Source organism: Paenibacillus sp. Y301 (genome assembly GCF_059445505.1).
In genome coordinates this window covers 320,729-342,990 of record NZ_JCAIUL010000003.1, presented here as the reverse complement: position 1 = coordinate 342,990, position 22,262 = coordinate 320,729, and the positions used below count along the sequence as shown (strand labels likewise).

Below are 22,262 nucleotides of genomic sequence, written 5' to 3'. Positions count from 1 at the left end.
CTTTCTACTACTTTATTTAGGACACATCAGCGTTAATTGTCGAAAAGTACCATATGCCTCTTCCCATAGATCAGACTGTTCAGGCTCATAAATAGCGATCGGGAAAGAATCTCTGATCACGCGTCGGGCTTCCCATACATCGTTTAGATCCCCCTGAGCAATCCATTGCACTGCCATATTGCCAATAGCACTTCCTTCGGTCGGTCCTGCCCATACTGGCTTCCCTATTGCATTCGCCGTCCATTGACACAACAATGTATTATGAATGCCGCCTCCAACCATATGAAGTCCCTGAAAAGTGTTTCCGGACAAGCGTTCCGTTAATTCCAATACATATCGATATTTTAATGCAAGACTCTCCAAAATGCATCTCACCACGGCGCCAATTCCATCTGGACGACGCTGACCCGTCTGCACAGCGTATGTGCGAATTCGTTCAGGCATGTCTCCTGGAGACAAGAACCGTGCATCATCCGGATCAATCATCGTCAAGAATGAGGGCTCCTGTTGTGCGAGCAATACAAGTTCAGGGAAAGAATAAGAATAACCCTCTTGTTCCCATTTCCTTCTGCATTCTTGCAGAATCCACAGCCCCATAATGTTCTTTAACAATCGATAGGTACCGTAAGCGCCCCCTTCATTCGTGAAATTCAACTCAAGTGCCGTATCACTTAGTACAGGTTCCTGCACTTCCGTACCCATAAGTGACCATGTTCCACATATTAAATAAGCAAATGAATGTTCTAAAGTAGGGACAGCTACAACGGCAGAAGCTGTATCATGTTCAGCCGCAGTAAAGATAGGAATCGAGGACATCCCAAGCTCATCTTGTATGCTAGATCGTAACCCCCCCACATTCGTACCTGGCTGAACAACATCGCTGAACCATGACTCTTCAAATCCCAGTTGTTGAATCAGCGCATTGTCCCACTTTCCTATCCCTGGATTATAGAGTTGCGTAGTCGTAGCGTTGGTAAATTCATTGAAGATCTCGCCACTTAAGAAATACCGAAGTAAATCAGGAATCATTAACAGGTGTTTACCATCTCTTAGAATGGAAGAACCTGCTTGCTTAAGGGCTACTAACTGATACAGCGTATTAAAAGACAAGAACTGAACACCGGTCCGTCCAAATATCTCCTTCGCTGAAATCTGAGTCAATAGTCGTTCCATTGTTCCATTCGTATGGAGATCACGATAGTGGTAAGGATTACTGATAAGTTCTCCATGATGTCCGATCATCCCGAAATCTACAGCCCATGAATCAATTGCCAAGCTCTTGATCGTAATCCCCTGATGTTTCGCCTTCACCAATCCTTGCTTGATCTCATGGAATAAACGTAAGATATCCCAGTGGAGTCGTTCTCCTACCTGTACAGGGTCATTCGAGAAGCGATGAATTTCCTCAACTTCGATCAAGGTATCACTCAAACTGCCACTCATTGCTCTTCCACTACTGGCTCCAAGATCGTAAGCTAGCACTCTCACCAGCTTGCACCACCCTTACCCCTTACCTGAATGTCTTGTTCATAACTACTCTCCATATAAGCCTTCATCGGATTCAATGGTAGACTCTGCTCTTCCCGAATGGCATGAAGTAATGGAGTTACGTCGATTTCATATGCTGAGCGAACGGCATCTTCTGCCGCTAGAACGTCATTACGAGATTGGGCTTCCTCTATTTCATCATGATTGATTAGAAGTGCCTTCGCGAACTGAGTCTGTACATTCAGTACTGAACGAATCATTGCCGGAATCTTCTGTTCAATATTGTGACTCTGATCAATCATATATGCGATGTTATTCACAGTCTGAACAATACCAGCATCTTGCTCCTCTGACGCGCTAATAATTTGATAGAATATAAGGAATAACTCATAAGGATTAACCGAACCGACGATCAGATCATCATCTGCATATTTACGACTATTAAAATGAAATCCACCCAACCTTTTCTCATCAATAAGATACGCCACAATGTGCTCTATATTTGTCCCTTGTGCATGATGGCCTGTATCTACCAGTACTTCTGCTTGCGGGCCAAGCTTCATAGCCATATTGTATGCCATTCCCCAGTCCGCTAGATCGGTGTGGTAGAAGGCAGGTTCGAATGATTTATATTCAATGAGCATCCGCATATGAGGTGTTAATTTCTTATAAAGTTCTGACAAAGCCTCATATATCCACGCTTTACGCTTACGGATATGACCCTGTCCCGGATAGTTAGTGCCATCTGCGAACCATAGACTAATGTCTTTCGACCCTGTCTCCTTAGCGATATCAACACACTCTAATAAGTGATCTGTCGCTTTTCTTCGAATCTTAGCATCGGAATTTGTAACACTGCCAAGCATGTAATCTTCTTCTTGAAAAAGATTCGGGTTCACTGCTCCGATGCTAAGACCCAAGCCCTCTGCATAAGCTCGCAATTGGCTGTAATCGTCTACCTTATCCCAAGGGATATGTATAGCAACCGAAGGAGCAAGCCCGGTGAAAGCATGAACTTGCGCTGCATCCTCCAACTTTTCAAAAGGACTTCGAGGAACACCCTGTTTCGGATACACCTTAAAACGTGTTCCTGAATCCCCATATCCCCAAGAAGGTGTCTCTATACGAAGCGCTTTCAACTTACGTTTCACTTGATCAAGGTTAATCCCTCTAGCATGTTGCTGTTCCTCAAACAATACATACGCGCGGTCCATCATACTCTTCCTTCCTCTCTTTGATTCACTAGATATAATCTACCTTGTAAAAGCTGCAGGAACTCCGCCATCCACCGTTAACATACATCCCGTTGTTTTCTCAGACAGGGATGATGCAAAGAATGCAATTCCTTCTGCGATATCTTTCGGATAAATATTAACCAATAGCGTCGTACGTTTACGATAATAATCTTCTAACTCATTCGGTCCAATCCCATAAGCAGCTGCACGTTCATTACGCCAGTTGGAGTTCCAAATAGCTGATCCTTGTAGAATGGCATCGGGCAAAATAGTATTAACACGAATACCGAATTCCCCACCTTCCGCTGCGATACAGCGGGCTAAATGGGCTTCAAGTGCCTTAGCTGAACTATACGCGGATGCATTTTTGCCAGCATATATTGAATTCTTAGATCCAACAAATACCATGCTTCCTCCAATGTCCTGCTCTTTCATCAATTTAAAAGCTTCACGAGCCACTAAAAAGTACCCCGTGCCGAGCACTGAAATATTAAGATTCCATTCGCTCAAAGTTGTCTCATCAAATGGACTCGATGTGGCTAGACCCGCATTGTTCACAATAATATCTACTCCACCATACACCAACGCTACTTCAGCGAAAGCATTCAAAATATCTTCTTCCTTGGTTACATCCATTGGCACAGCGATGGCTCTGTTCTCACCATATTGCACGTTAATCTCCGCCGCTACCTTATGCGCACCTTCCAAATTGAGATCCGCTAGTACAACATGTGCGCCCTCAGATACTAATCTGCGGGCAGTTTCGCTCCCAATTCCACCCGCTCCCCCTGTGATAAAGGCTACTTTCCGCGAGAATTCCATCTCTGCTGGTGCTAGCGATAATTTATACAATTCAAGAGGCCAGTATTCTACATTGTAAGATTCACTCTCGCTAAGAGAGACAAATTGTCCAAGTGTTGTAGCTCCTCTCATAACAGCAATAGCTCGGTGATATAGAGCACCACTCACTTTTGAATTGGACCAGCTCTTACCTGTATTCATCATACCGAGTCCGGGAATAAGAATGACTCTAGGTGAGGAGTCGAACATAACATCACCTTCATGCTTGTTCTGTATGAAGTAAGATGTATATTGATCTCTATACTTGTTGATGCCTTCTATTAATTTCTCTTTTAATCCTTCCAAGTCATGTTCATTGGGAGACCAATCGATGAATAGCGGCACGACTTTTGTATGAACCAGATGATCGGGACACGCTGCACCGATTTGAGATAATCTAGCAGAGTCAAGACTGTTAACAAATTGCAGCACGTCCTCTGCATCATCGAATGTCAGAATCATTTTTTCCTCACGACTTACTAAGCCTCTTATAAGAGGTGCAATCTTAGAAATGATATTTTTACGTTCTATTTCAGGAAGTGCTTCCGTAACCCGTCCACCAAATATCTTGTCTTGGTTCACATGCTTCTCAATGTATGCTTCAGCTTCATTAATAACTTCAATCGTTTTGGCATAACAAGCTTCCGACGTATCTCCCCAAGTCACCAGACCATGTTTCTCCATCAGTACCAATTCAGCCTGTGGGTTGGCTAATACACCTTTCGCAATCATTTGAGACAATTCAAATCCAGGTCGAATGTAAGGAACCCAGACGAAGCGATCTCCATAGATTTGCCGTGCAATTTCTTTCCCGTTATCTGAACAACATATACTAATTATAGCGTCTGGATGTGTATGATCGACATGTTGATATGGCAAAAAGGCATGGAGCAATGTCTCAATAGAAGCCCTTGGGTGTTTCGAATCCAGCATACAATGGGTCAAATATTGCACCATTTCATCATCGCTCATATCTGTCTTTTCAAACAAAGGACGGATATCATCCAAGCGTAATCCCGTGAAATTCTGTGCTCTCATCGTTGCGAGATCTGAACCACTCCCCTTCACCCACATCACTTCAACTTCACGACCTCTGAAATCTGTGGTTATCGTCTTCATAGACGTATTACCACCACCCCAATTACACACTTGTCGATCTTCTCCGATGATATTCGAGCGATAGACGAGTTCATCTAACCCTGCATTTAAATTAACCGCTTTCATTTCATTCCACTTATTTAATACCACGGACAAATCACCTCCAAAGTTAAATGATGTTTTTTTATATTGTATTACATTTGTTTGTATTTGAATAGATATTAAATCGGACAAAAACAAACATATTATAGACTGATGCAGGTCTTTTATCCTATATTAAAGAGGAATAGACCTAATTATATAGACTGTTTATCCCATATGATGGTATTATATGAAAAACTAGTTATACATAGGAGGATGCTTATCATGTCTTGGTTATTAAAACTTCCACTTTCTCGACAAATTATTATTGGATGTTATCTCGTTGCGGCATTATTTTCACTTCCTGTCCTTGCAACTTTTATTGTGATTGGAGAAATACTCATTGGGATTATACTACTCATAGTATTGCTAGCTCTCACTTATCCTCTAGCTCTTTTTATTGAGAGAACGCTTTCATCATCTTTCGATGAGATCTCTATGGTTACTTCACGTATTGCCCAAGGTGACTTCCGGGAACGAGCTAACGAAACAGGTTCTATGATTAAATTAAATCAGTCCTTCAACAGTATGATTGATAAACTCACAAAAATACTCAATGAAGCATCTGGTATTACGAAACAAGTTATGGCAACTAGTCGAGGTATAACCGATAAGAATCAAGATCTTAAACTAGCTATGACACAAGTAGCACATTCATCAAATGAACTGGCCATTGGTTCCAATGAAATATCACAAGATATCGCAGGTATGACAGAATCCATTCAAGATATCGAAGAAAAGGTAAGTAATTATACGAATTCAACCAAATCTATGAATGAACGTTCAATACATACGTTACACCTTGTAGAAAGTGGTCGTCATTCTGTTGCTCAACAATCTGAAGGTATGAAGAAGAATATTCATGCTACTCAACAGGTGGCCAATACCATTGATGCACTCTCCAGAAACGCAAAGCGGATCACTACGATTACCAAGTCCATATCCGATTTAGCAGAACAAACAAATCTATTATCATTGAACGCTTCCATTGAGGCAGCACGGGCCGGTGAACACGGTAGAGGATTTGCCGTTGTCGCTCAAGAAGTTCGTAAGTTAGCCGAAGAGTCAGCTTCTTCTACCCAAGGTGTATTCAGCCTAGTAAGAAGTATAGAACAAGATGTACAACAAGCTATTGAACATATAAATATTAACGAAGAAGTCGTACGTCAGCAGAATGAAATGATTCATGAAGCAGAACAAATTTTTACACAAATTGTCCAAAGTGTTCAATATATTTCCGAACAGATCGCTTCCTTTTCCAATGAGAGCGACATGATGTTGGAAAGTGCTCATAAGATTTCTTATTCCATTCAGAATATCTCAGCAATTACCGAACAATCGGCTGCCGGAACACAGCAGGTATCTGCAACCATGAATGATCAGATGTCTTCAATTCAAGCCGTTGCTGATGAAGCTGAAGCGATGAACAATGCTGTTTTCCAACTCCAAAGAACCATTCACATTTTCAAGTTCTAAATAAATAATGAAGAGGCCCATTTCATTAATGGGCCTCTTTTTCATGCTGTATAGCTTATATTAGATTAATAGTGATCACTTAAGATCATCAGACGGGTCCTGAAAATCATCCTTATGCTTCGGTTGCTTCTGAACTCTATTTCTACGTGTCAACCATATAGCTATCCACACAACAATCCCTACCAGTAAGACAGGTAAAGCACCAAACAGAATAACAACTAACCACTGGAACAAGAGTGTAAGCACATCTATCGTTCCCTTAAGAGCATCGTTCGCGCGTTCCAATAGCGGTTCCTTCTCCTCTTTCACTATGGCTGGGTCGACCTTACCTTCCGGTTGATACAATCGAATTTCTATCGTAGAGTACGATACGTTTTTGTTAATGTATCGCATTCTCCCCTTGATTTGTTCAATATCCTCTTGGATTGCACCTAACTCATTCGCGAAAGTTACCAATTCAGTTGTCTTTGTTGCTTTTTTCATAAACTCTGTATACTGCGTCTCCATGAGTTCCTTTACTTTCAGACGAGATTCCAGATCTACATATTCCTCTGATACATCTTGACCTTTGATACTTTGTTGTAGCGACTCATGTGTTAATTTCTCTATATTATTTAATAACGATGCAAATCCATTCGCTGGCACTTTAAGTATAAAGGAGCCTCCGACCTCTTGTGTAGACTGATTCTCTGTAAATTCTACAATATATCCCCCCGAGAGGGAGACCAAATTTCTCACTTCTGACTGTGTCGTTGCGTAGTCCTTGACCTGCATCACTAGATTAGCGGTATATATGAGTTTCTTGTTCAGTGCCTCTGCCGTTGAAGCACTACTATTAAACCCAGCTAGTTGATCAACAGGTACCGCAGGTGTAGATGTTGTACCCGTCTGTTGGCCTGTCACTACTTCGGATTCGGATACTTTCTTTGCCAGAGAGGCAGATTCTACAGCTACATCCTTAGCAGTGACTTGTGAGTTTGCAGAAGCTTCCGTACTACTGTCTGCTTTGAAATCCGTCTGTTCTGCAGCATCGTTTAAATTCCCCGCTCGATCCGAATTAGATGCAGAACCACAGCTAGTTAGTAACAACATAGATAATAACAGAATGCAAATAAACCCCCGTTTACGCATGTGTTTTCTCCTCCCACTTCTCTTCAATTAACGCTACCAATTCCGATCAAGATCTTCTTAAATCTGTGATTCAGAGTCAGACGCGCTTTCTTAAAAGACGCTTACAATACTTGGAAGGTTGCACATCCTAATAAAGAATCATCTAGCTTTCTGAAATGAATGGATTCTCTTTAGAAATGATCTTGTTTCTATATAGGATCTGTGTGTATAATAATACAGCAAACATACGTTTGCATCTCAGATTTCAATTCAATTTTGTCAGTCACAGGAGGTTCTATGAAAGGTACCACACATCTTGCTATTGGAACAGTTATCGGTGTTGCTGCCGCCATGTATTATCCATTTACGGTCCAGAATGCAGCTATTTATATTGCAGTATCGGCTTTTTCAGCTTTGAGTGCAGATCTTGATGGACCCAGTATTCTAAGCTCGAGAATTGGCAAAGTCTCCAAACAACTTCGTCAACTCCTTGTCTGGGGCGGTGTCATATCCGTATCCGTGCTAACCTTTTTATTTCTATCTGAACAGTCATTTTATCCGGAGTATTCTATCGTGTGTTTAATTGCTTTACTATTTGGCTTCATTACCAAAGAGGGATTGATTCGTAATGCTCTGGTCAGTCTGATCGGTGGTTTAATCATGTATGGTGGTTGGTATTTTAATATGATGTGGTTAATCGGTCTTGGCCTATTTATTGCATGGGCACCTTGGTTGAGACATCGAGGAATGACCCACACCGTGTGGGCAGTATGTATATGGGGAATCATCAGTTATGGCATGGAACAGCAACTACAAGTTAAAGGCTTAATGGCTGTAGCGACCACTAGTTATCTTTCTCATTTACTTGCAGATACGTTAACACCACAAGGTGTGAAATGGTTGTCTCCCATTTATAAAGGATCTATAAAGTTGCACCTCTAATACTAGATATTCCTCGAAGCAGCTACTATTTCTTATGTGCTCTCTGTAGCAACAGGAGAACACACACAAATGGACTGGATAAGGAAATTCCCTTACCCAGTCCATTTTCAAATAAATGACGCTATATTTTATTTACTTTGCGACCTCTTGACCCGCAATTCGGCCAAAAGTAACAATGTCAGATATGGCATTTCCACCTAATCGGTTACCCCCATGAACCACACCAGTAACTTCTCCAGCGGCGAATAGCCCAGGAATAACAGTCCCTTCTTTCGTCAGAACATGGGCCTTCGTATCAATGACCAATCCACCCATCGTATGATGAACCGAAGGAATTGCTTTTTGAATATAATAAGGACCGCTTTCTAGTGAAATGAGCCCACCGCGATGATTGTAATCAAGATCTTTACCCGTCTTCGCATACTCATTAACCTTGCTCACAGTCTCCTGTAGCGTCTTTACATCTACATCGAAGAATTTTGCTGCGTCCTCAATGGTATCTGCCTTGTAGAGTAGACCATCCTTGATTAATTGTTCATACTCATCTTGATGCACTTCAATCGTTTTTCCGATATCAGCAATCTGCTGATTCCAGAATTGGTAAGCGTAGCGACCTTCTTGTGCCAGAATGGCCTGCGAAATCACATCGCGTCGTTCCAATTCTTCCACGAACCGCTTTCCACCTTGGTTAATCAGTATCGCGCCATCGAACCGGGAATCAGCCACAAGTGAAATTACACCTGTGATGGGATTACAGACTGGATAAGTTTGAATATTCTCCATATTCGTAATATCTGCATTGATTTTCTGAGCCATAATAATTCCGTCTCCAGTCGTCCCTGGCGTGTCTGTAGACATATAGGTTTCATCCATTTCCGGATTATATTTTTTACGCATCTCTATATTAGAACCAAATCCACCTGTCGCTATAATAACGCCTTTATTTGCATGAAAGGTTATCTTTTGATCGTTAGTTGTTGCTATGACTCCATCTACTTTACCACTCTCATCCGTCAGCAATTGCTCTGCCTTCATGTTCGTCTTGATCGCAATTCCTAGCTCATCCGCCTTGGTTTTAAGTTTGGTAATCATTTCCGTTCCCGTGTGACCGACAGGGATAAGTGCACGTTTGCGCGAATGTCCCCCGAACTGGAATAATTGATCCGGTAAGAACTCAACTTTTACCACATCATGTAACCATTCAGCTGATCCAAGCGCTTTCTCGGACAGAATCCTCACAATCTCGGGTTGGCCCAGGTTATCGCCACCCTTCATTGTATCCTCATAAAATAATTCAACACTATCATCGGTAATACCGAGCGCTTGTTGAACCCAGTTATTGGGGGCATTCATCTCCCCACCGGAGATCAGTGTATTACCGCCAATGGTTGGCATTTTTTCCAAGACAACGACACTTTTTCCGGCCTCTCCCGCTTCTAGTGCTGCACTTAACCCAGCACCGCCTGCACCGATAATAACTACATCATAGGTTTGTTCAGACTCACCAAGCTCCTTAGCACCTGTTGCTGTGCTACCTGTCGCTAACACAATGCCAGATTTAGCAATTGCATCCGCAATCGCATCTAAATACCCCTTACTTGTCTCACTAGATCCACTGATCACGTCGACTTCAACACTATTTGACTGCATCACATTTTCTTTCAATTGGGTGTATACAGGTTCTGACAGAACTTTGTTCTCCTTCTGCTCTAGCACCTTCACTTCGGTAATTCCTCCATTTACAAAGGTTACCTCCACTTTAATGTCACCATGCTTTCCATTACCAACTCCAATAGCAGTAGTCGTATCATCTGATGCATTCTTTGATCCACAAGCGACCATCGTGAATACAAGCACCAGCACCATCATAATTGAACATATTCTCCCCGTGTGTCTTCTCATAACTTCTCCCCTAATCCTGTTTATATTGAACGTTATACATTGTGAAAAATAGTACAAATATCATTTTAGGATATACCTTGCCAAATGTATTTACACATTTCGGCTTTTCTTATCCATTTCGGACAAGTGATTCTTCTCACTTCACATTGGGTGCCAATATGCTGTAATAATGGGATGAAATCTATACAACGAAAAATTACGTATTATACTGGAGGATGCTTTCTCTTATTATTTCTGGCGTTATTGGGTACCATTTGCTTGGAAATGGAACGAACGGTCGTGCCGCTCAACGAATCCCTAACCCAGCAGATCGTCAATGCCCGGAGCGAACAAATATCCTATTGGTTTCAGCAGAGGACCGGAGAAATCGAAATGCTCGCGACCCTCGCGGCGGATCACCAATGGACTCGGGATGAACTGTTACTCGAAAGTCGCAAGCTAGAACAACGACGTAGTCATGATTACGAGTCTATTCGGATCGTAAATCACAATGGCGTATCCTGGACGTCAGATAGCAAGTCCTTCTCCATCTTAAACCGAGACTATTATACAGAACTTATCTCTTCGGATGCCCCCTACATTGTTAGCAACGTAATTACTTCCAAGGCGGCCAATGAAGCAGATATCGTCGTAATCCTATATCGCGTTAAACCGCTTTTAAATCAAGATGTTGCTTACATTTCAGCCGCAGTTCCCATCGATAAAATGAAAGAAATCGCACAAGAGATTATGGTTTATGACGGACGTGGATCACTTATTGTGAATTCAGAATCTTCACAGTCCCAATCAGAGTCAGAGTATTCCGGAGAACCACTGTCCACCTTTACAGCTTCCATCGCTGCTGTTCCAGGTTGGAGACTCATCTTTCAAGTACCGGAATCCCAACTCTCCCAAGGTATCATAAAGACTCAGCGGTCGGCCCTTATGGTCGGAATCGTAGTTGGAGTTTTCTTTTTGATTCTTGTTATATTACTAGGCTCCTCCATAGTTAAGCCATTACATGCATTACGTCAATTGATGAGACAAGTAGAGATTGGGGATTGGAGCGTGCGATCCAACGATCAACGCCGCGATGAGATTGGTGAGTTGGGGCGTGGCTTCAATCAAATGCTTATTAAGCTGTATCAATCTCAGCAAGAGAAGAAAGAAATGGAGCTACAAATGATTCACGAAAGGATTAAGCCACATTTTTTATATAATACACTGGATACCATTCAATGGATGGCTGCGAGTCATGAAGCAAATGATGTCGTGGAAATCGTTGAATCTCTAGGTACCTATTTCCGGCTTGGGCTGGGTTGTGGCAGTCAATCTGTAATATTGGAAAAAGAGTTTCAACATGTCGAGAGCTACATGAACATTCAATGTGTTCGATATGAGGATATTCTAGAGTACGAACTGCGCTATGATGAACATTTAGAACAACAGCATATCATTCGCTTCATACTTCAACCGCTCGTTGAAAATGCCATCTATCACGGAATCAAAAGGCTAACTGACCAAAAAAGTAAAATTTCGATCAACGCATATGAACAAGAAGGTCAATTGTTAGTCACCGTTGAGAATAACGGAGTTGATATCCCAGAATCAAGATTGGCATCGCTTCAGGAAATGTTGCATAACGGAAAAGATAGAAATGGTGAGATTGGTTTCGGTCTATACAGTGTGAATAAACGCATTAAGTTGGCTTATGGCGATCTCTACGGTTTACAGATAAGCAGTGGAAAAGGAATCACGCGTATGACGTTAAACTTACCGCTTGGAGGTGACAAAGATGTGGAAAGTCCTGATCATGGATGATGAGAAGATTATTCGTAAAGGATTACGCCAATTTATTCAAGAAAGCCGGCTACCTTTTGAAGCATCAGCAGAAGCAAGAAACGCGGACGAGGCTCTATCTCTAATTGAACAATCTACACCGGATGTATTATTTGCGGATATTAATATGCCGGGAATGAAAGGCCTCGATCTAGTCCAATTCGTGAAGAATCGATATCCTCACATGGTGGTAGTGATTATAAGCGGATACGATCATTTCGAATATGCACGAAGAGCTGTTCAATTGCATGCTTATGATTATTTGTTGAAGCCCGTGCCCAAGAGTGATCTCAATCTTTTGCTGGCAAAGATATGCAACCACTTGCACGACCTTCATCCTGATGTGGTCATTGAACAAGAAAAGGATATTGTGCAGCACCCGCCGATACTACAATCCCCTGAACTCTCTCCGATAATGGAGAAGATAATAGATTATATTAACCAGCATTACAATGATCCACAACTGTCGGTACCTAATGTAGCAGCCTTATTTCACATCAACTCTACGTATTTGAGTAAGCGAATGAAACATGAGGTTGGAGCATCTTTTCTGGAATACCTGACGGAGCTTCGCATCTCGAAAGCAAAGGAAATTATGGATGACTCCATGCATAACATTAAAATTGGTGATCTAGCGATCAAAATTGGTTATACAAATCAATATTATTTCAGTCGCGTATTCAAAAGCCGAGTCGGGATCAGTCCAGTAGATTATAAGAATCAAAGAAGGATAACATTCTTAACCATGGATTAGAGAATCTTTCTTCATTTCGATTTCATATTCATTCAAAACGATAAGCAAGCCGAAATTGCTGTGGTGGCTTGGTACCATGATGATTTCTATGCAGGAAAACCTGCTATTACCGTTAAAAGCTTCGCAAAGGGAACGTACTGCATGGACTAGAATAATGTCTCCTTTTCTCACAAGTTTATAGGATTACAAGCGAGATGATAATTTCCTTTTCTTCTGTATATCTCTGCAAAATTCAGCCCAATCGCTTCATCTGTACGATAATTCCTTCATCACCCATCTTAAGTTCAACAATGTCGATTGGACGAAGCAACAATTAACATGCTTGCAAACGATTTCATTATTGTTTAATGTTGATAGATAGATCGAACTATAGTTATTGAGGAGGAGAATATATGAAATATCGTATACTAGGCAATACTGAACTGAAGGTTAGTGAGGTTAGCTTTGGAACGTGGGCTATTGGAGGAGATTGGGGAAATTCTAATGATCAAGAAGCTATTGCCGGTCTTCAACATGCTATGGATGAAGGTGTTAATTTCTTTGACACGGCAGATGTTTACGGTTCGGGGCATGCAGAGGAGTTACTAGCTACAGCCACGAAAGGTAAAGAAGATACTGTACATATTGCTACGAAATTTTGCCGTGCAGGTGATATTCAGGACCCCGCCAATTACTCAGAAGAAGCCATTCGTCAGTATTGTGAGAATAGTCTAAAGCGATTGCAACGTGAAAGAATTGATTTGTATCAGATACACTGTCCGCCACTTGCCATTCTGAAGGATGGTCGAGTCTTTGAAGTACTAGAGAAGTTACAACAGGAAGGAAAGATCCGTCATTTCGGCGTCAGTGTAGAGACGATCGAGGAGGGATTATTCTGCTTGGACGTTCCGGGTCTAAAAGCACTTCAAGTCATATTTAACCTCCTTCGCCAAAAGCCAGCTAATGAGCTATTTCCGAAGGCACATGCTGCGGGCGTAGGAATTCTAGTCAGATTACCTCTGGCAAGCGGACTACTTACAGGTAAATTCAATGAGAACAGTACATTTGCTACAGATGACCATCGTAACTTTAATGCCAATGGTGAACAATTCAATGTTGGTGAGACCTTCGGGGGATTACCTTTCTCCAAAGGCGTAGAACTTGCTAGAGAGTTAGCATGGATCGCGGAGGGCCGAGTGGATATGGCACGTGCTTCGATGCGTTGGATCCTTGAGAAGCCGAATGTAACATGTGTTATTCCTGGCTTCAAAAATGTCCAACAGGTAGAAGACAATCTTGGTACCGTTGATGTTGCATCATATACGCCTGAGGAATTGGATCGACTGCGTTCATTCTATGACCAGCATGTAGAAGCCCACATCCGAGGAGCTTATTAACATTTCCCCTATAATATTTATGGCTCAGCAGGATTTAGTGCATATTTATTATCATCTTTCGTAATAATTTGATCTTACGTTCGCTTTGCAATGGGATAACCTCTAGACTCCACTATCTAGAGGTTATCCCTCTTTGTCTGGAGGCCACTGAAAAACGTACGTTTTTCATTTGTTGAAGACATGTTTAAAATCAAAAAGGCGATTTTCCGTTCATATTCAAACGCCACATCGCCTTTCTTTTTATTTTTTTCACTTTGATTCTTTTATGAGTGTAATAATTCGCTTGAGATTAACAGACAGAAAATATTGCCATGGCACCTTGCATTTGCATGTCAGATTGATTTCAATAGTAAATATTTGAACATACGAATAGGAGGAACTGCATTGCGACCATTATCGAGGCAATATTTATTTTGTAATTCTTGTTGAACAAAAGAAGAGTCAATGAGGTCATTTATCTGACGTAGCATATTATCTTTAGGGACGACGATATCGTAAATGGCTATGTATGGACTTAGAATAAGAGATGGTTGTTCAACCGCTATTGAGGATATATAATCAAGAAATCTGAGAGCAACAACGATCGTAAGGACAGTTCGTTATCGTAGCGACCTCCTACACAATGTGTATGGACTTTTTTCAGTGGTCTCCTTTGTCTGTAGTGACATCTTCCCTCGTACGTATCCACTAAAATTAACCTTGCCTCAATAACCATATTTTGGTATGATAAATCCCTTCTCTCATTTCGCCTTGACTGAAGTTGACGAATCTCATCGTCACACTAAACTTATCGGAGGTGTTGCATGCTTTATTTCACTTTGGCTTCAAAGGCTTATTCACGGAATCTTCAATACCGTGGTGCACACATGCTACATAATGTGGCTAGTATGCTGTTTGGCTATATTTACGCCTATGTCTGGATCGGCATAGGTCAGGATCGCTCGTTAGGAGAATATGGGGTACATGGCATGGTCGGCTATATTGCTTTTACTCAAGCATCCCTCTGGGTCTCTGGATTTACAACAAATGGTCTAGGCATCCCACAATCAGTGCGTACCGGTCAGATTTCACTAGATCTCATGCGCCCGATTCACTTATTCACACATCTGATGTGTCGTGAGTGGGGTCAAATCGCCTATCAATTCCTGTTTAAGTCCATCCCTATTTATGTGATGTATATTCTGCTGTTTTCTCTTCGGCTACCTCATCAAGGATCGACCCTTATGTATTCCTTTTTAGCCTTATTATGCGCTGCTTACCTATCAATCTGTATGAACTATCTTATCGGAGCAACCGCACTTTGGACTACTGAATCAAGTTGGCTCTACTGGGCCAATCACGCCATGATTAATCTCCTTGCTGGCTTCTTTATTCCTATAGAGTGGCTACCTGAATGGCTACAAGCAATCGCTTGGATCTCACCATATCCCTTCCTATTGTATGTTCCAACCCGTATTTATCTTGGTTTTGAGAATGGCTTCTTACTCTTTGGCTCAATTCCATGGTGTATTCTACTGACACTGCTCTGTCTAGCCTTCACCAAGGTTCTGCGCAAGAAAGTAGAGGTGCAAGGCGGATGAGGTATCCTGACTGGTTAAAGATATATAGCATCCTAATTAAATCGTCTATTCGAAGCCGCATGCAGTACAAGCTCAACTTTATGTTAGCATCCATTCTTGCTGCAGTGATTCAGATCGCTGAATTTCTAATGATTGCTATCGTTCTATATAAATTCGGTAATATCAAGGGATGGTCTCTATATGAAGTTGGTTATCTATTCGGTGCGATGACGCTCTCCAAAACGTTATATCGGACGCTTGCGAACGACGTTCATCACCTTGAGAATTACTTAGTTAGCGGTGAATTAGATCAACTGTTAACCCGTCCAATCCCCATATTGTTAGCTTTAATGTCTCAGAATTCCAGACTTATGCTCGGTGAACTTCTCCAAGGTGGGTTCATCCTTTGTTGGGCTATGAATGGCATGATCCATTCAGGTCAAATCACATGGATCGCAATTCCCTATACTCTTATCACGATTGGAACAGGTGCCATCATCTTATTCTCAATTGGACTAGCAACAGCGACGGTAGGTTTCTGGATTACACGTATATCTGAATTACAGACGTTAACCGAAGATGCTTCACATACTGCCGCTAGATACCCCTTAGTTCTTTATCCAACTTGGTTACAATCGATCCTTCTCATCATCATTCCGGTGGGTCTTGTAAACTACATCCCTGCCCTCTTTATTTTACGTGGGCAATGGGGTTCCTGGGTTCTGTTCGGTGTTGCTGTAGCGGCATTATTTAGTCTAGCCTGTAGCTTACGATTCTGGAAGTTTGGATTATCGAAATACCAAAGTACAGGTAGTTAAAAAGGAGAGGACTATGCTATATCATACGCCTATAATTGAAGTGACAAATATATGTAAACATTTCCGTACCCCCGTTGTAAAAGAAGGCCGTTTCTCTGGATTGCGTACCTTATTCTCCAAAGAATATCGTACAAAGGAGGCGGTCAAAGACGTCAGTTTCACCATTCATCAAGGTGACTTTATTGGTTACATTGGTCCAAACGGAGCTGGTAAATCAACTACGATTAAAATGCTGACAGGTATTCTTCATCCAACTTCCGGAGAAGTCCTGATACATGGTATTAATCCGCACAAAGATCGACGAACCGTCGCGAAAAATTTGGGTGTCGTATTCGGGCAACGTAGTCAGTTGTGGTGGGATTTGCCCGTGAAGGATTCCTACGATATTCTAGCGCACATGTACAAAGTTGATCCGAAGGATGCAGCAAAACGCCTAGATGAACTATCTGAATTACTTGATTTACATGAATTCTGGATGACACCTGTCCGCAAATTATCACTTGGCCAACGAATGCGTGCGGATCTCGCAGCATCCATGCTACATGATCCAGATATTCTTTTTCTAGATGAACCTACCATTGGTTTAGATGTCACCGCTAAACGTAATATTCGAACATTTCTGAAGACCATAAATAAGGATTTTGGTAAAACCATTCTACTCACCACCCACGATATGGATGATATTGAGCAGCTTTGTGAACGAGTGATGGTTATTAACCACGGTGAGTTAAGCTATGATGGAACCATTCAACGCCTCCGAGACAAGATTGGACTACCTACTATATTTCAAATCACATTCAATGGTAATTTTAGTGTTCCTATACCCGATCATTCCCAGTTACCCGCTACATTATTGCTGTCAGAGACTGAAACGATTCGAATAAAGGAGATCCACGATCATTCCGTCATCATAGAAGCTAACCGACAGAAGCTGAAAGCAATGGATATTCTAAAGGTTATGAGCCATTGGGGAGAAATCGAGGATATTCATATGGATGAACCTTTGTTTGAGGATATTATTCATCGTGTATATTAGACCTTCTCTAACCATTAAAGAAACGCTCCATTTTTAAGACCTTTTTAAGTTTTATCTCGAACTAAGATGTACATATAGAAGATTTGACGTTATAATGATACATAATGTATCTAATTATAATTTGACAACGATACATTTAGTATCATTATAACGTCTATTTACTTCTTTTTGGTTGCGAGCTTAGGGAGGAAGATGTATGAAGATTGGGAATCGAATTGCAGAACTGCGCGAACAGAAAGGATGGACGCAAGAAGAGTTGTCTACGCTCATTGGGATTAGTCGAGGTGCCTTGTCCCATTATGAGCAAAGCCGGAGAAAACCAGACTTTGAAACCCTTACAAAACTGGCCGATATACTTCAAGTTTCCATTGATTATTTGATTGGTAGAAAAACTCTCGCTCAGAGCATGAATGAGCCTAACTTGTAGACAAATATAGAATGGTTATCTCGCAACAAAATAATAAGCTGTCGCTGAAATAGCGACAGCTTATTCAAATTATCTAATGCCATCACGAAGGATTCGGAACAAACGTACCTCCACGACACTGCTTCAAGTAATTCAATGCGTGTACTTGTCCGGTCATTTCCCAATCATCCCGATATACGGGATCATGCCATCCTTCGATATCTATAGTTCCGTTGTATCCACCTTGACGAAGAATGGATATAATATCAGTCCAGTTCGTATCTCCAAAACCAGGGGTGCGGTGCCATACATATTCCTTAGGACCGTGAATCCCATACTCACGTATGACATCCCAAGCAATCGTTGCATCTTTACTATGTACATTAAAGATCTTGTTCACCCATTTGCGCAGCTGAGGAATAGGGTCGATTAATGCAAGCATTTGATGACAGGGTTCCCATTGAAGCCCTATATTATCGGATGGAACTGCGTTGAATATCATTTCCCAAGCTGCAGGATGATGCGCAATATTCCAATCACCATCCTGCCAATTTCCACCCTTAGAGCAGTTCTCAAAAGCCAAGCGAACGCCACGATCCTCCGCACGTTTACTTAATTCTCCGAACACTTCTGCGAATTTATGAATGGAACTATCGATTGCTCCAGGCAATCGGCCCGTAAATCCTGCAATAACATCCGTTCCGAATTCATGAGCATGATCAATAAGCTGCTCCCAGCTCGCTAACGTGTCTACATGATCACCCGCACCTGTTAAGGGATTCCCAAATACCCCAATACTGGATATCACAATATCCTTCTCCGCTATAATCTCTTTTAGTTGTTTGGATAATTCGGATAAATTCTCGCCCTTCGTAGACTGTCCGAATGTCAGAGCAAAGGATTCGAACCCGTAGGGAATAATCTGTGGAAGTACATTTATGGCATCCTCGGCTCTCACTAATGTCCCTATACGCATTTGTTTCATGTGATATTCTCCTTTCATCCAATAACCCTCGGATCTACAATGCTTTGGTGTTTCAAAGTATTGTAACCTAACTTTAGCAATTTAATGATGATATCCCTTCAAGGAAAGACTAAAGCTATAGGAGCGGTTTCCAAATAATCGATACTCCGGATGAGGTCTAGAACCCCAGCTATCGTCCCCACCAACACCCATTTGTTTATAATTCATTCGAACAACCGTTTTGTTGGACTTCGGTAACTTATAGGCATGATCATGTGCTTCAATCTCTTTCGGTGAATAAGGAAGAACATTCAGTTCGAAGCGCGGAGCCCCTTTAATAAGGAGACCTACTCGTTCAGTATTTACTATGGAAGCATGTCGAACTTCCGTCTTGTTTCCACATTCCTGTGGTCGTAAGTAAGGAACCCATTGCTCACTCACTACTCCGGAATATAATCCCACAGCTGCCCCAGTATTGCGATCCCATTGGTTCTCATGTGGTCCTTTTCCATACCAAGATAATTGATCAAAAGAAGAGTCCATCGTAAATAGCAACCCAATCTCAGGGATATCCGGCGACCCTTCCCCTGGCACTAGCTGCATATCCAGAATCACTTCACCATTCCCATGAACCACGTAAGAGATCTGACATAATGACACCGCTGTGGTTGGGAGGGAGTAACTCACCTCGAACTTCACCCAATGATCTTGTATTTCATAAGTAACATGATCAAGTCTTCTATCCACTCCTGCATTACGCCACGTACCACTACGTTCCTCATGGCCATTCCCTCTATCATTATCTGTAAGCGCACGCCAGAAGTTTGGAATTGGTGCTTGTTGAATCAACTCTATCCCCTTATATTGATACGATGACATTTCTCCTGTGAACTTATTGAATTGTATGATGAATGACTCCCCACTTACAATCAATACCTGTTCTTGATCCTTAATCTGCAATACAGGAAGATCATCCACCTTGGTTACAGACACAACCCGACCTGAAGAAGCAGGTACAATAAACTGTTCAAAGGCAATTTCATGTCCCTGTTTCGCCCAATCCGTATCCTCTTTCAACACAAAACGTAGGGTCAGAATATACTCTGACTCTGATTCAACCTGATCCTTGTCGGGAATTGCCTCTTTCAGATGAACTACCGCAGAAGTGCTAGGCTCCACAGATATTGTCTTCCGTCCTTCTTTTTCAACGATTCCATTGTTCGTTAACTGCCATAATAACTCAAAATCAGATAAGTTCGTAAACAAATACTGATTTGTTATCTTAATTCGTCCTTGCAGTATATCTTCACTTGTGAATTTCACGTTCTGATAGCACTTCTTTGTTTCTAGCAACTTAGGAGAGACTGTCCGATCGGCAAAAATTAACCCATCGCCACAAAATGTTCCATCATGCGGGGATTCACCAAAGTCACCACCGTAAGCTAAATAAGACACACCATCTTCCGTTGTCGTCAAGATCGATTGGTCAATCCAGTCCCAAATAAAACCACCTTGTAGAACTTCATATCGATCAAATAACTCCCAATATTCCTTCAATCCACCGCAAGAATTACCCATCGCATGGCTATATTCACACAGGATAAACGGTTTCTGTGGTTGATTACGTGCATACTCCTCAATATGATGAACATGAGAGTACATCTGACTCTCTATATCTGACGCAGCGTCGGATGGGCGGTAATGAAACACCCCTTCATAGTGGACAATCCGATTAGGGTCTACTTCTCTCAGAAAGTCATGCATAGCCATGAAATTGTCACCGCCAAAAGATTCATTACCTAGGGACCAAATAACAATGGAAGGATGATTCTTATCTCTTTGAAACATCGTGTTACAGCGATCAAGTACATTGGCCCGCCATTCGGGTTTACTACCCGGGATAGCATTTCCCAGCTCCTTTTGACCATAACTCCAACTGCCATGTGTCTCGAGATTCGTCTCATCGATCACGTACAACCCATACTCGTTACAGAGTTCATACCACTTCGTATGATTCGGATAATGAGAGGTTCGAACGGCATTAATGTTATGAGCTTTCATCAATTTAATATCCGTGATCATATCCTCAATACGAATTGCTCTACCGGTCAACGAAGAGAATTCGTGACGGTTCACACCTTTAAACACCACGACTTCCCCATTAATCTTCATCAATCCATCTTCTATTCCAAATTTACGAAAGCCAACCTTACAGCTTACGAACTGAAGTGTGTTCCCCTCAGCATCCTTCAATTGAATAACCAGCGTATATAAATGTGGTTTCTCCGCACTCCACTTCTCAGGATGATCAACACGAATTGAGCCATTGAGCTGTATGGACGGATTCACATCCATTGTTGATGTTAAATTGAATGGTTGCTGTAATACGGGCTGTTGTTGTTGATCATACAAGGCAACCTCGATGCTTATCTTACCTACATTCATTTCTAGATAATTATTGACGGTTGCTGTAATCGAAAGCTGCCCATTCTGATAATCATCCTCTAGATCAGCCTGCGCGAAGAAATCATAGATATGGACATTCGGTGCTGTAAACAAATATACATCCCGAAAAATACCACTCATACGCCAGAAATCTTGATCCTCCAGCCAGCTAGCATCACTCCAGCGATATACCTCAACAGCTAATTTATTCTCACCTGAGACGAGATAAGGCGTCAGATCAAATTCTGCAGGTGTGAAGGAATCCTCACTATACCCGACTAATTCACCATTAAGCCATACGTAGAAAGCGGATTCAACTCCCTGGAAACTAATAAACACAGGACGATCTCCCCATGCTTCAGGAACAGTAAATGTTCGCACATATGATCCTACTGGGTTATATTCTGTTGGAGCATAAGGCGGTTTGATGTCTTCTCTTTCGGACCACGGATAACGAACATTCGTATACTGAGGATAATCATATCCTTGGAGCTGCCAATGTGAAGGCACTAAGATATTATCCCACTCGCTGCAATCTACTTCTTGTTTATAGAAATCAACAATACGTTTGTCTGGATTACTTGCCCAAGCGAACTTCCAGGTTCCATTCAAGGAATGTACACTTGCAGATTCATCTGCTTTCCCCATTAAGGCCTCTTCCAAGGAATGAAATGTTGTTAAAGTCGCATGTGAATCCATCCGATTTAATTGAAATGTTTCCGGATTATTGTTCCACTCTGGAAAACCATTTGCAGGTGGCGAATAAACATATTTCTGTTTCGTCACGACAATCGCTCCATTCTTAGGATTGAGATATAATATCATTATATTCATATTATAATAACGATAATGGT

General features: G+C 41.7%; 15 protein-coding genes and 2 pseudogenes. 9 read left to right on the top strand and 8 right to left on the bottom strand.

What is annotated here, in order from left to right:
• Positions 1-12 precede the first annotated feature (12 nt).
• The 3 genes from AC1D69_RS08040 to AC1D69_RS08030 are packed head-to-tail and all read right to left on the bottom strand — an operon-like array spanning position 13 to position 4,811.
• Positions 13-1,488 carry a rhamnulokinase gene (locus tag AC1D69_RS08040; RefSeq protein WP_495455604.1) on the bottom strand — a complete coding sequence of 492 codons (1,476 nt, stop codon included), beginning with the start codon at positions 1,486-1,488 and terminating at the stop codon, positions 13-15.
• Entirely contained in the window at positions 1,485-2,705 is a 1,221-nt protein-coding gene (gene rhaI / locus AC1D69_RS08035) for an L-rhamnose isomerase (RefSeq protein ID WP_495455603.1), read from the bottom strand. Before rhaI ends, AC1D69_RS08040 begins: the two co-directional genes overlap by 4 nt.
• A 36-nt stretch (positions 2,706-2,741) precedes the next feature.
• Positions 2,742-4,811 (bottom strand): bifunctional aldolase/short-chain dehydrogenase, encoded by a 2,070-nt coding sequence (locus AC1D69_RS08030; protein ID WP_495455602.1) that lies wholly within the window; start codon positions 4,809-4,811, stop codon positions 2,742-2,744.
• A 216-nt stretch (positions 4,812-5,027) separates the two neighbouring features.
• Here AC1D69_RS08030 and AC1D69_RS08025 point away from each other — a divergent pair, with 216 nt between their 5' ends.
• Entirely contained in the window at positions 5,028-6,278 is a 1,251-nt protein-coding gene (locus AC1D69_RS08025) for a methyl-accepting chemotaxis protein (protein WP_495455601.1), read from the top strand.
• A gap of 75 nt (positions 6,279-6,353) precedes the next feature.
• Here AC1D69_RS08025 and AC1D69_RS08020 read toward each other — a convergent pair whose 3' ends face one another.
• Positions 6,354-7,409 (bottom strand): DUF4349 domain-containing protein, encoded by a 1,056-nt coding sequence (locus AC1D69_RS08020; protein ID WP_495455600.1) that lies wholly within the window; start codon positions 7,407-7,409, stop codon positions 6,354-6,356.
• Positions 7,410-7,685: 276 nt separating this feature from the next.
• Here AC1D69_RS08020 and AC1D69_RS08015 point away from each other — a divergent pair, with 276 nt between their 5' ends.
• The gene (locus AC1D69_RS08015) at positions 7,686-8,330 is read left to right on the top strand and encodes a metal-dependent hydrolase (protein ID WP_495455599.1); all 645 of its coding nucleotides are present in this window, start codon (positions 7,686-7,688) and stop codon (positions 8,328-8,330) included.
• Between the two features lie 132 nt (positions 8,331-8,462).
• On the opposite strand, the gene AC1D69_RS08010 is transcribed toward AC1D69_RS08015, so the two are convergent.
• Positions 8,463-10,232, bottom strand: a complete 1,770-nt coding sequence (locus tag AC1D69_RS08010; RefSeq protein ID WP_495455598.1) for a flavocytochrome c — start codon at positions 10,230-10,232, stop codon at positions 8,463-8,465.
• 174 nt (positions 10,233-10,406) lie between these two features.
• Here AC1D69_RS08010 and AC1D69_RS08005 point away from each other — a divergent pair, with 174 nt between their 5' ends.
• The 3 genes from AC1D69_RS08005 to AC1D69_RS07995 all read left to right on the top strand — a co-directional run bounded on the left by AC1D69_RS08005 (position 10,407) and on the right by AC1D69_RS07995 (position 14,180).
• Entirely contained in the window at positions 10,407-12,032 is a 1,626-nt protein-coding gene (locus AC1D69_RS08005) for a sensor histidine kinase (RefSeq protein WP_495455597.1), read from the top strand.
• A complete protein-coding gene (locus tag AC1D69_RS08000; RefSeq protein WP_495455596.1) occupies positions 12,007-12,804 on the top strand; it encodes a response regulator transcription factor in 798 nt (265 codons plus the stop codon). Before AC1D69_RS08005 ends, AC1D69_RS08000 begins: the two co-directional genes overlap by 26 nt.
• Before the next feature lie 392 nt (positions 12,805-13,196).
• Positions 13,197-14,180 (top strand): aldo/keto reductase, encoded by a 984-nt coding sequence (locus tag AC1D69_RS07995; protein ID WP_495455595.1) that lies wholly within the window; start codon positions 13,197-13,199, stop codon positions 14,178-14,180.
• Positions 14,181-14,515: 335 nt separating this feature from the next.
• Here the strand turns inward: AC1D69_RS07995 and AC1D69_RS07990 are convergent.
• Positions 14,516-14,725 (bottom strand): annotated as a pseudogene (locus AC1D69_RS07990) (transposase); the annotation flags it as partial.
• A 258-nt stretch (positions 14,726-14,983) separates the two neighbouring features.
• Here AC1D69_RS07990 and AC1D69_RS07985 point away from each other — a divergent pair.
• The 4 genes and pseudogenes from AC1D69_RS07985 to AC1D69_RS07970 all read left to right on the top strand — a co-directional run.
• Positions 14,984-15,760, top strand: a complete 777-nt coding sequence (locus tag AC1D69_RS07985) for an ABC transporter permease (RefSeq protein ID WP_495455594.1) — start codon at positions 14,984-14,986, stop codon at positions 15,758-15,760.
• A complete protein-coding gene (locus AC1D69_RS07980) occupies positions 15,757-16,557 on the top strand; it encodes an ABC transporter permease (RefSeq protein ID WP_495455593.1) in 801 nt (266 codons plus the stop codon). Before AC1D69_RS07985 ends, AC1D69_RS07980 begins: the two co-directional genes overlap by 4 nt.
• Before the next feature lie 31 nt (positions 16,558-16,588).
• The gene (locus AC1D69_RS07975) at positions 16,589-17,593 is read left to right on the top strand and encodes an ABC transporter ATP-binding protein (protein ID WP_495455696.1); all 1,005 of its coding nucleotides are present in this window, start codon (positions 16,589-16,591) and stop codon (positions 17,591-17,593) included.
• 196 nt (positions 17,594-17,789) lie between these two features.
• Positions 17,790-17,981 (top strand): annotated as a pseudogene (locus tag AC1D69_RS07970) (helix-turn-helix domain-containing protein); the annotation flags it as partial.
• A 121-nt stretch (positions 17,982-18,102) separates the two neighbouring features.
• On the opposite strand, the gene AC1D69_RS07965 reads toward AC1D69_RS07970, so the two are convergent.
• Entirely contained in the window at positions 18,103-18,984 is an 882-nt protein-coding gene (locus AC1D69_RS07965; RefSeq protein WP_495455592.1) for a sugar phosphate isomerase/epimerase family protein, read from the bottom strand.
• A gap of 81 nt (positions 18,985-19,065) precedes the next feature.
• The gene (lacZ, locus tag AC1D69_RS07960; RefSeq protein WP_495455695.1) at positions 19,066-22,233 is read right to left on the bottom strand and encodes a beta-galactosidase, LacZ type; all 3,168 of its coding nucleotides are present in this window, start codon (positions 22,231-22,233) and stop codon (positions 19,066-19,068) included.
• Between the last annotated feature and the right edge of the window lie 29 nt (positions 22,234-22,262).

Excerpts from the sequence above, each read along its gene's own strand:
- AC1D69_RS08010 (WP_495455598.1), bottom strand. The coding sequence starts at position 10,232 with ATGAGAAGACACACGGGGAGAATATGTTCAATTATGATGGTGCTGGTG.
- lacZ (WP_495455695.1), bottom strand. The coding sequence starts at position 22,233 with ATGATATTATATCTCAATCCTAAGAATGGAGCGATTGTCGTGACGAAA.
- AC1D69_RS08005 (WP_495455597.1), top strand. The coding sequence starts at position 10,407 with ATGAAATCTATACAACGAAAAATTACGTATTATACTGGAGGATGCTTT.
- AC1D69_RS07980 (WP_495455593.1), top strand. The coding sequence starts at position 15,757 with ATGAGGTATCCTGACTGGTTAAAGATATATAGCATCCTAATTAAATCG.
- AC1D69_RS07985 (WP_495455594.1), top strand. The coding sequence starts at position 14,984 with ATGCTTTATTTCACTTTGGCTTCAAAGGCTTATTCACGGAATCTTCAA.
- AC1D69_RS07965 (WP_495455592.1), bottom strand. The coding sequence starts at position 18,984 with ATGAAACAAATGCGTATAGGGACATTAGTGAGAGCCGAGGATGCCATA.
- AC1D69_RS08025 (WP_495455601.1), top strand. The coding sequence starts at position 5,028 with ATGTCTTGGTTATTAAAACTTCCACTTTCTCGACAAATTATTATTGGA.
- rhaI (WP_495455603.1), bottom strand. The coding sequence starts at position 2,705 with ATGATGGACCGCGCGTATGTATTGTTTGAGGAACAGCAACATGCTAGA.
- AC1D69_RS07995 (WP_495455595.1), top strand. The coding sequence starts at position 13,197 with ATGAAATATCGTATACTAGGCAATACTGAACTGAAGGTTAGTGAGGTT.
- AC1D69_RS08015 (WP_495455599.1), top strand. The coding sequence starts at position 7,686 with ATGAAAGGTACCACACATCTTGCTATTGGAACAGTTATCGGTGTTGCT.
- AC1D69_RS08020 (WP_495455600.1), bottom strand. The coding sequence starts at position 7,409 with ATGCGTAAACGGGGGTTTATTTGCATTCTGTTATTATCTATGTTGTTA.
- AC1D69_RS08000 (WP_495455596.1), top strand. The coding sequence starts at position 12,007 with ATGTGGAAAGTCCTGATCATGGATGATGAGAAGATTATTCGTAAAGGA.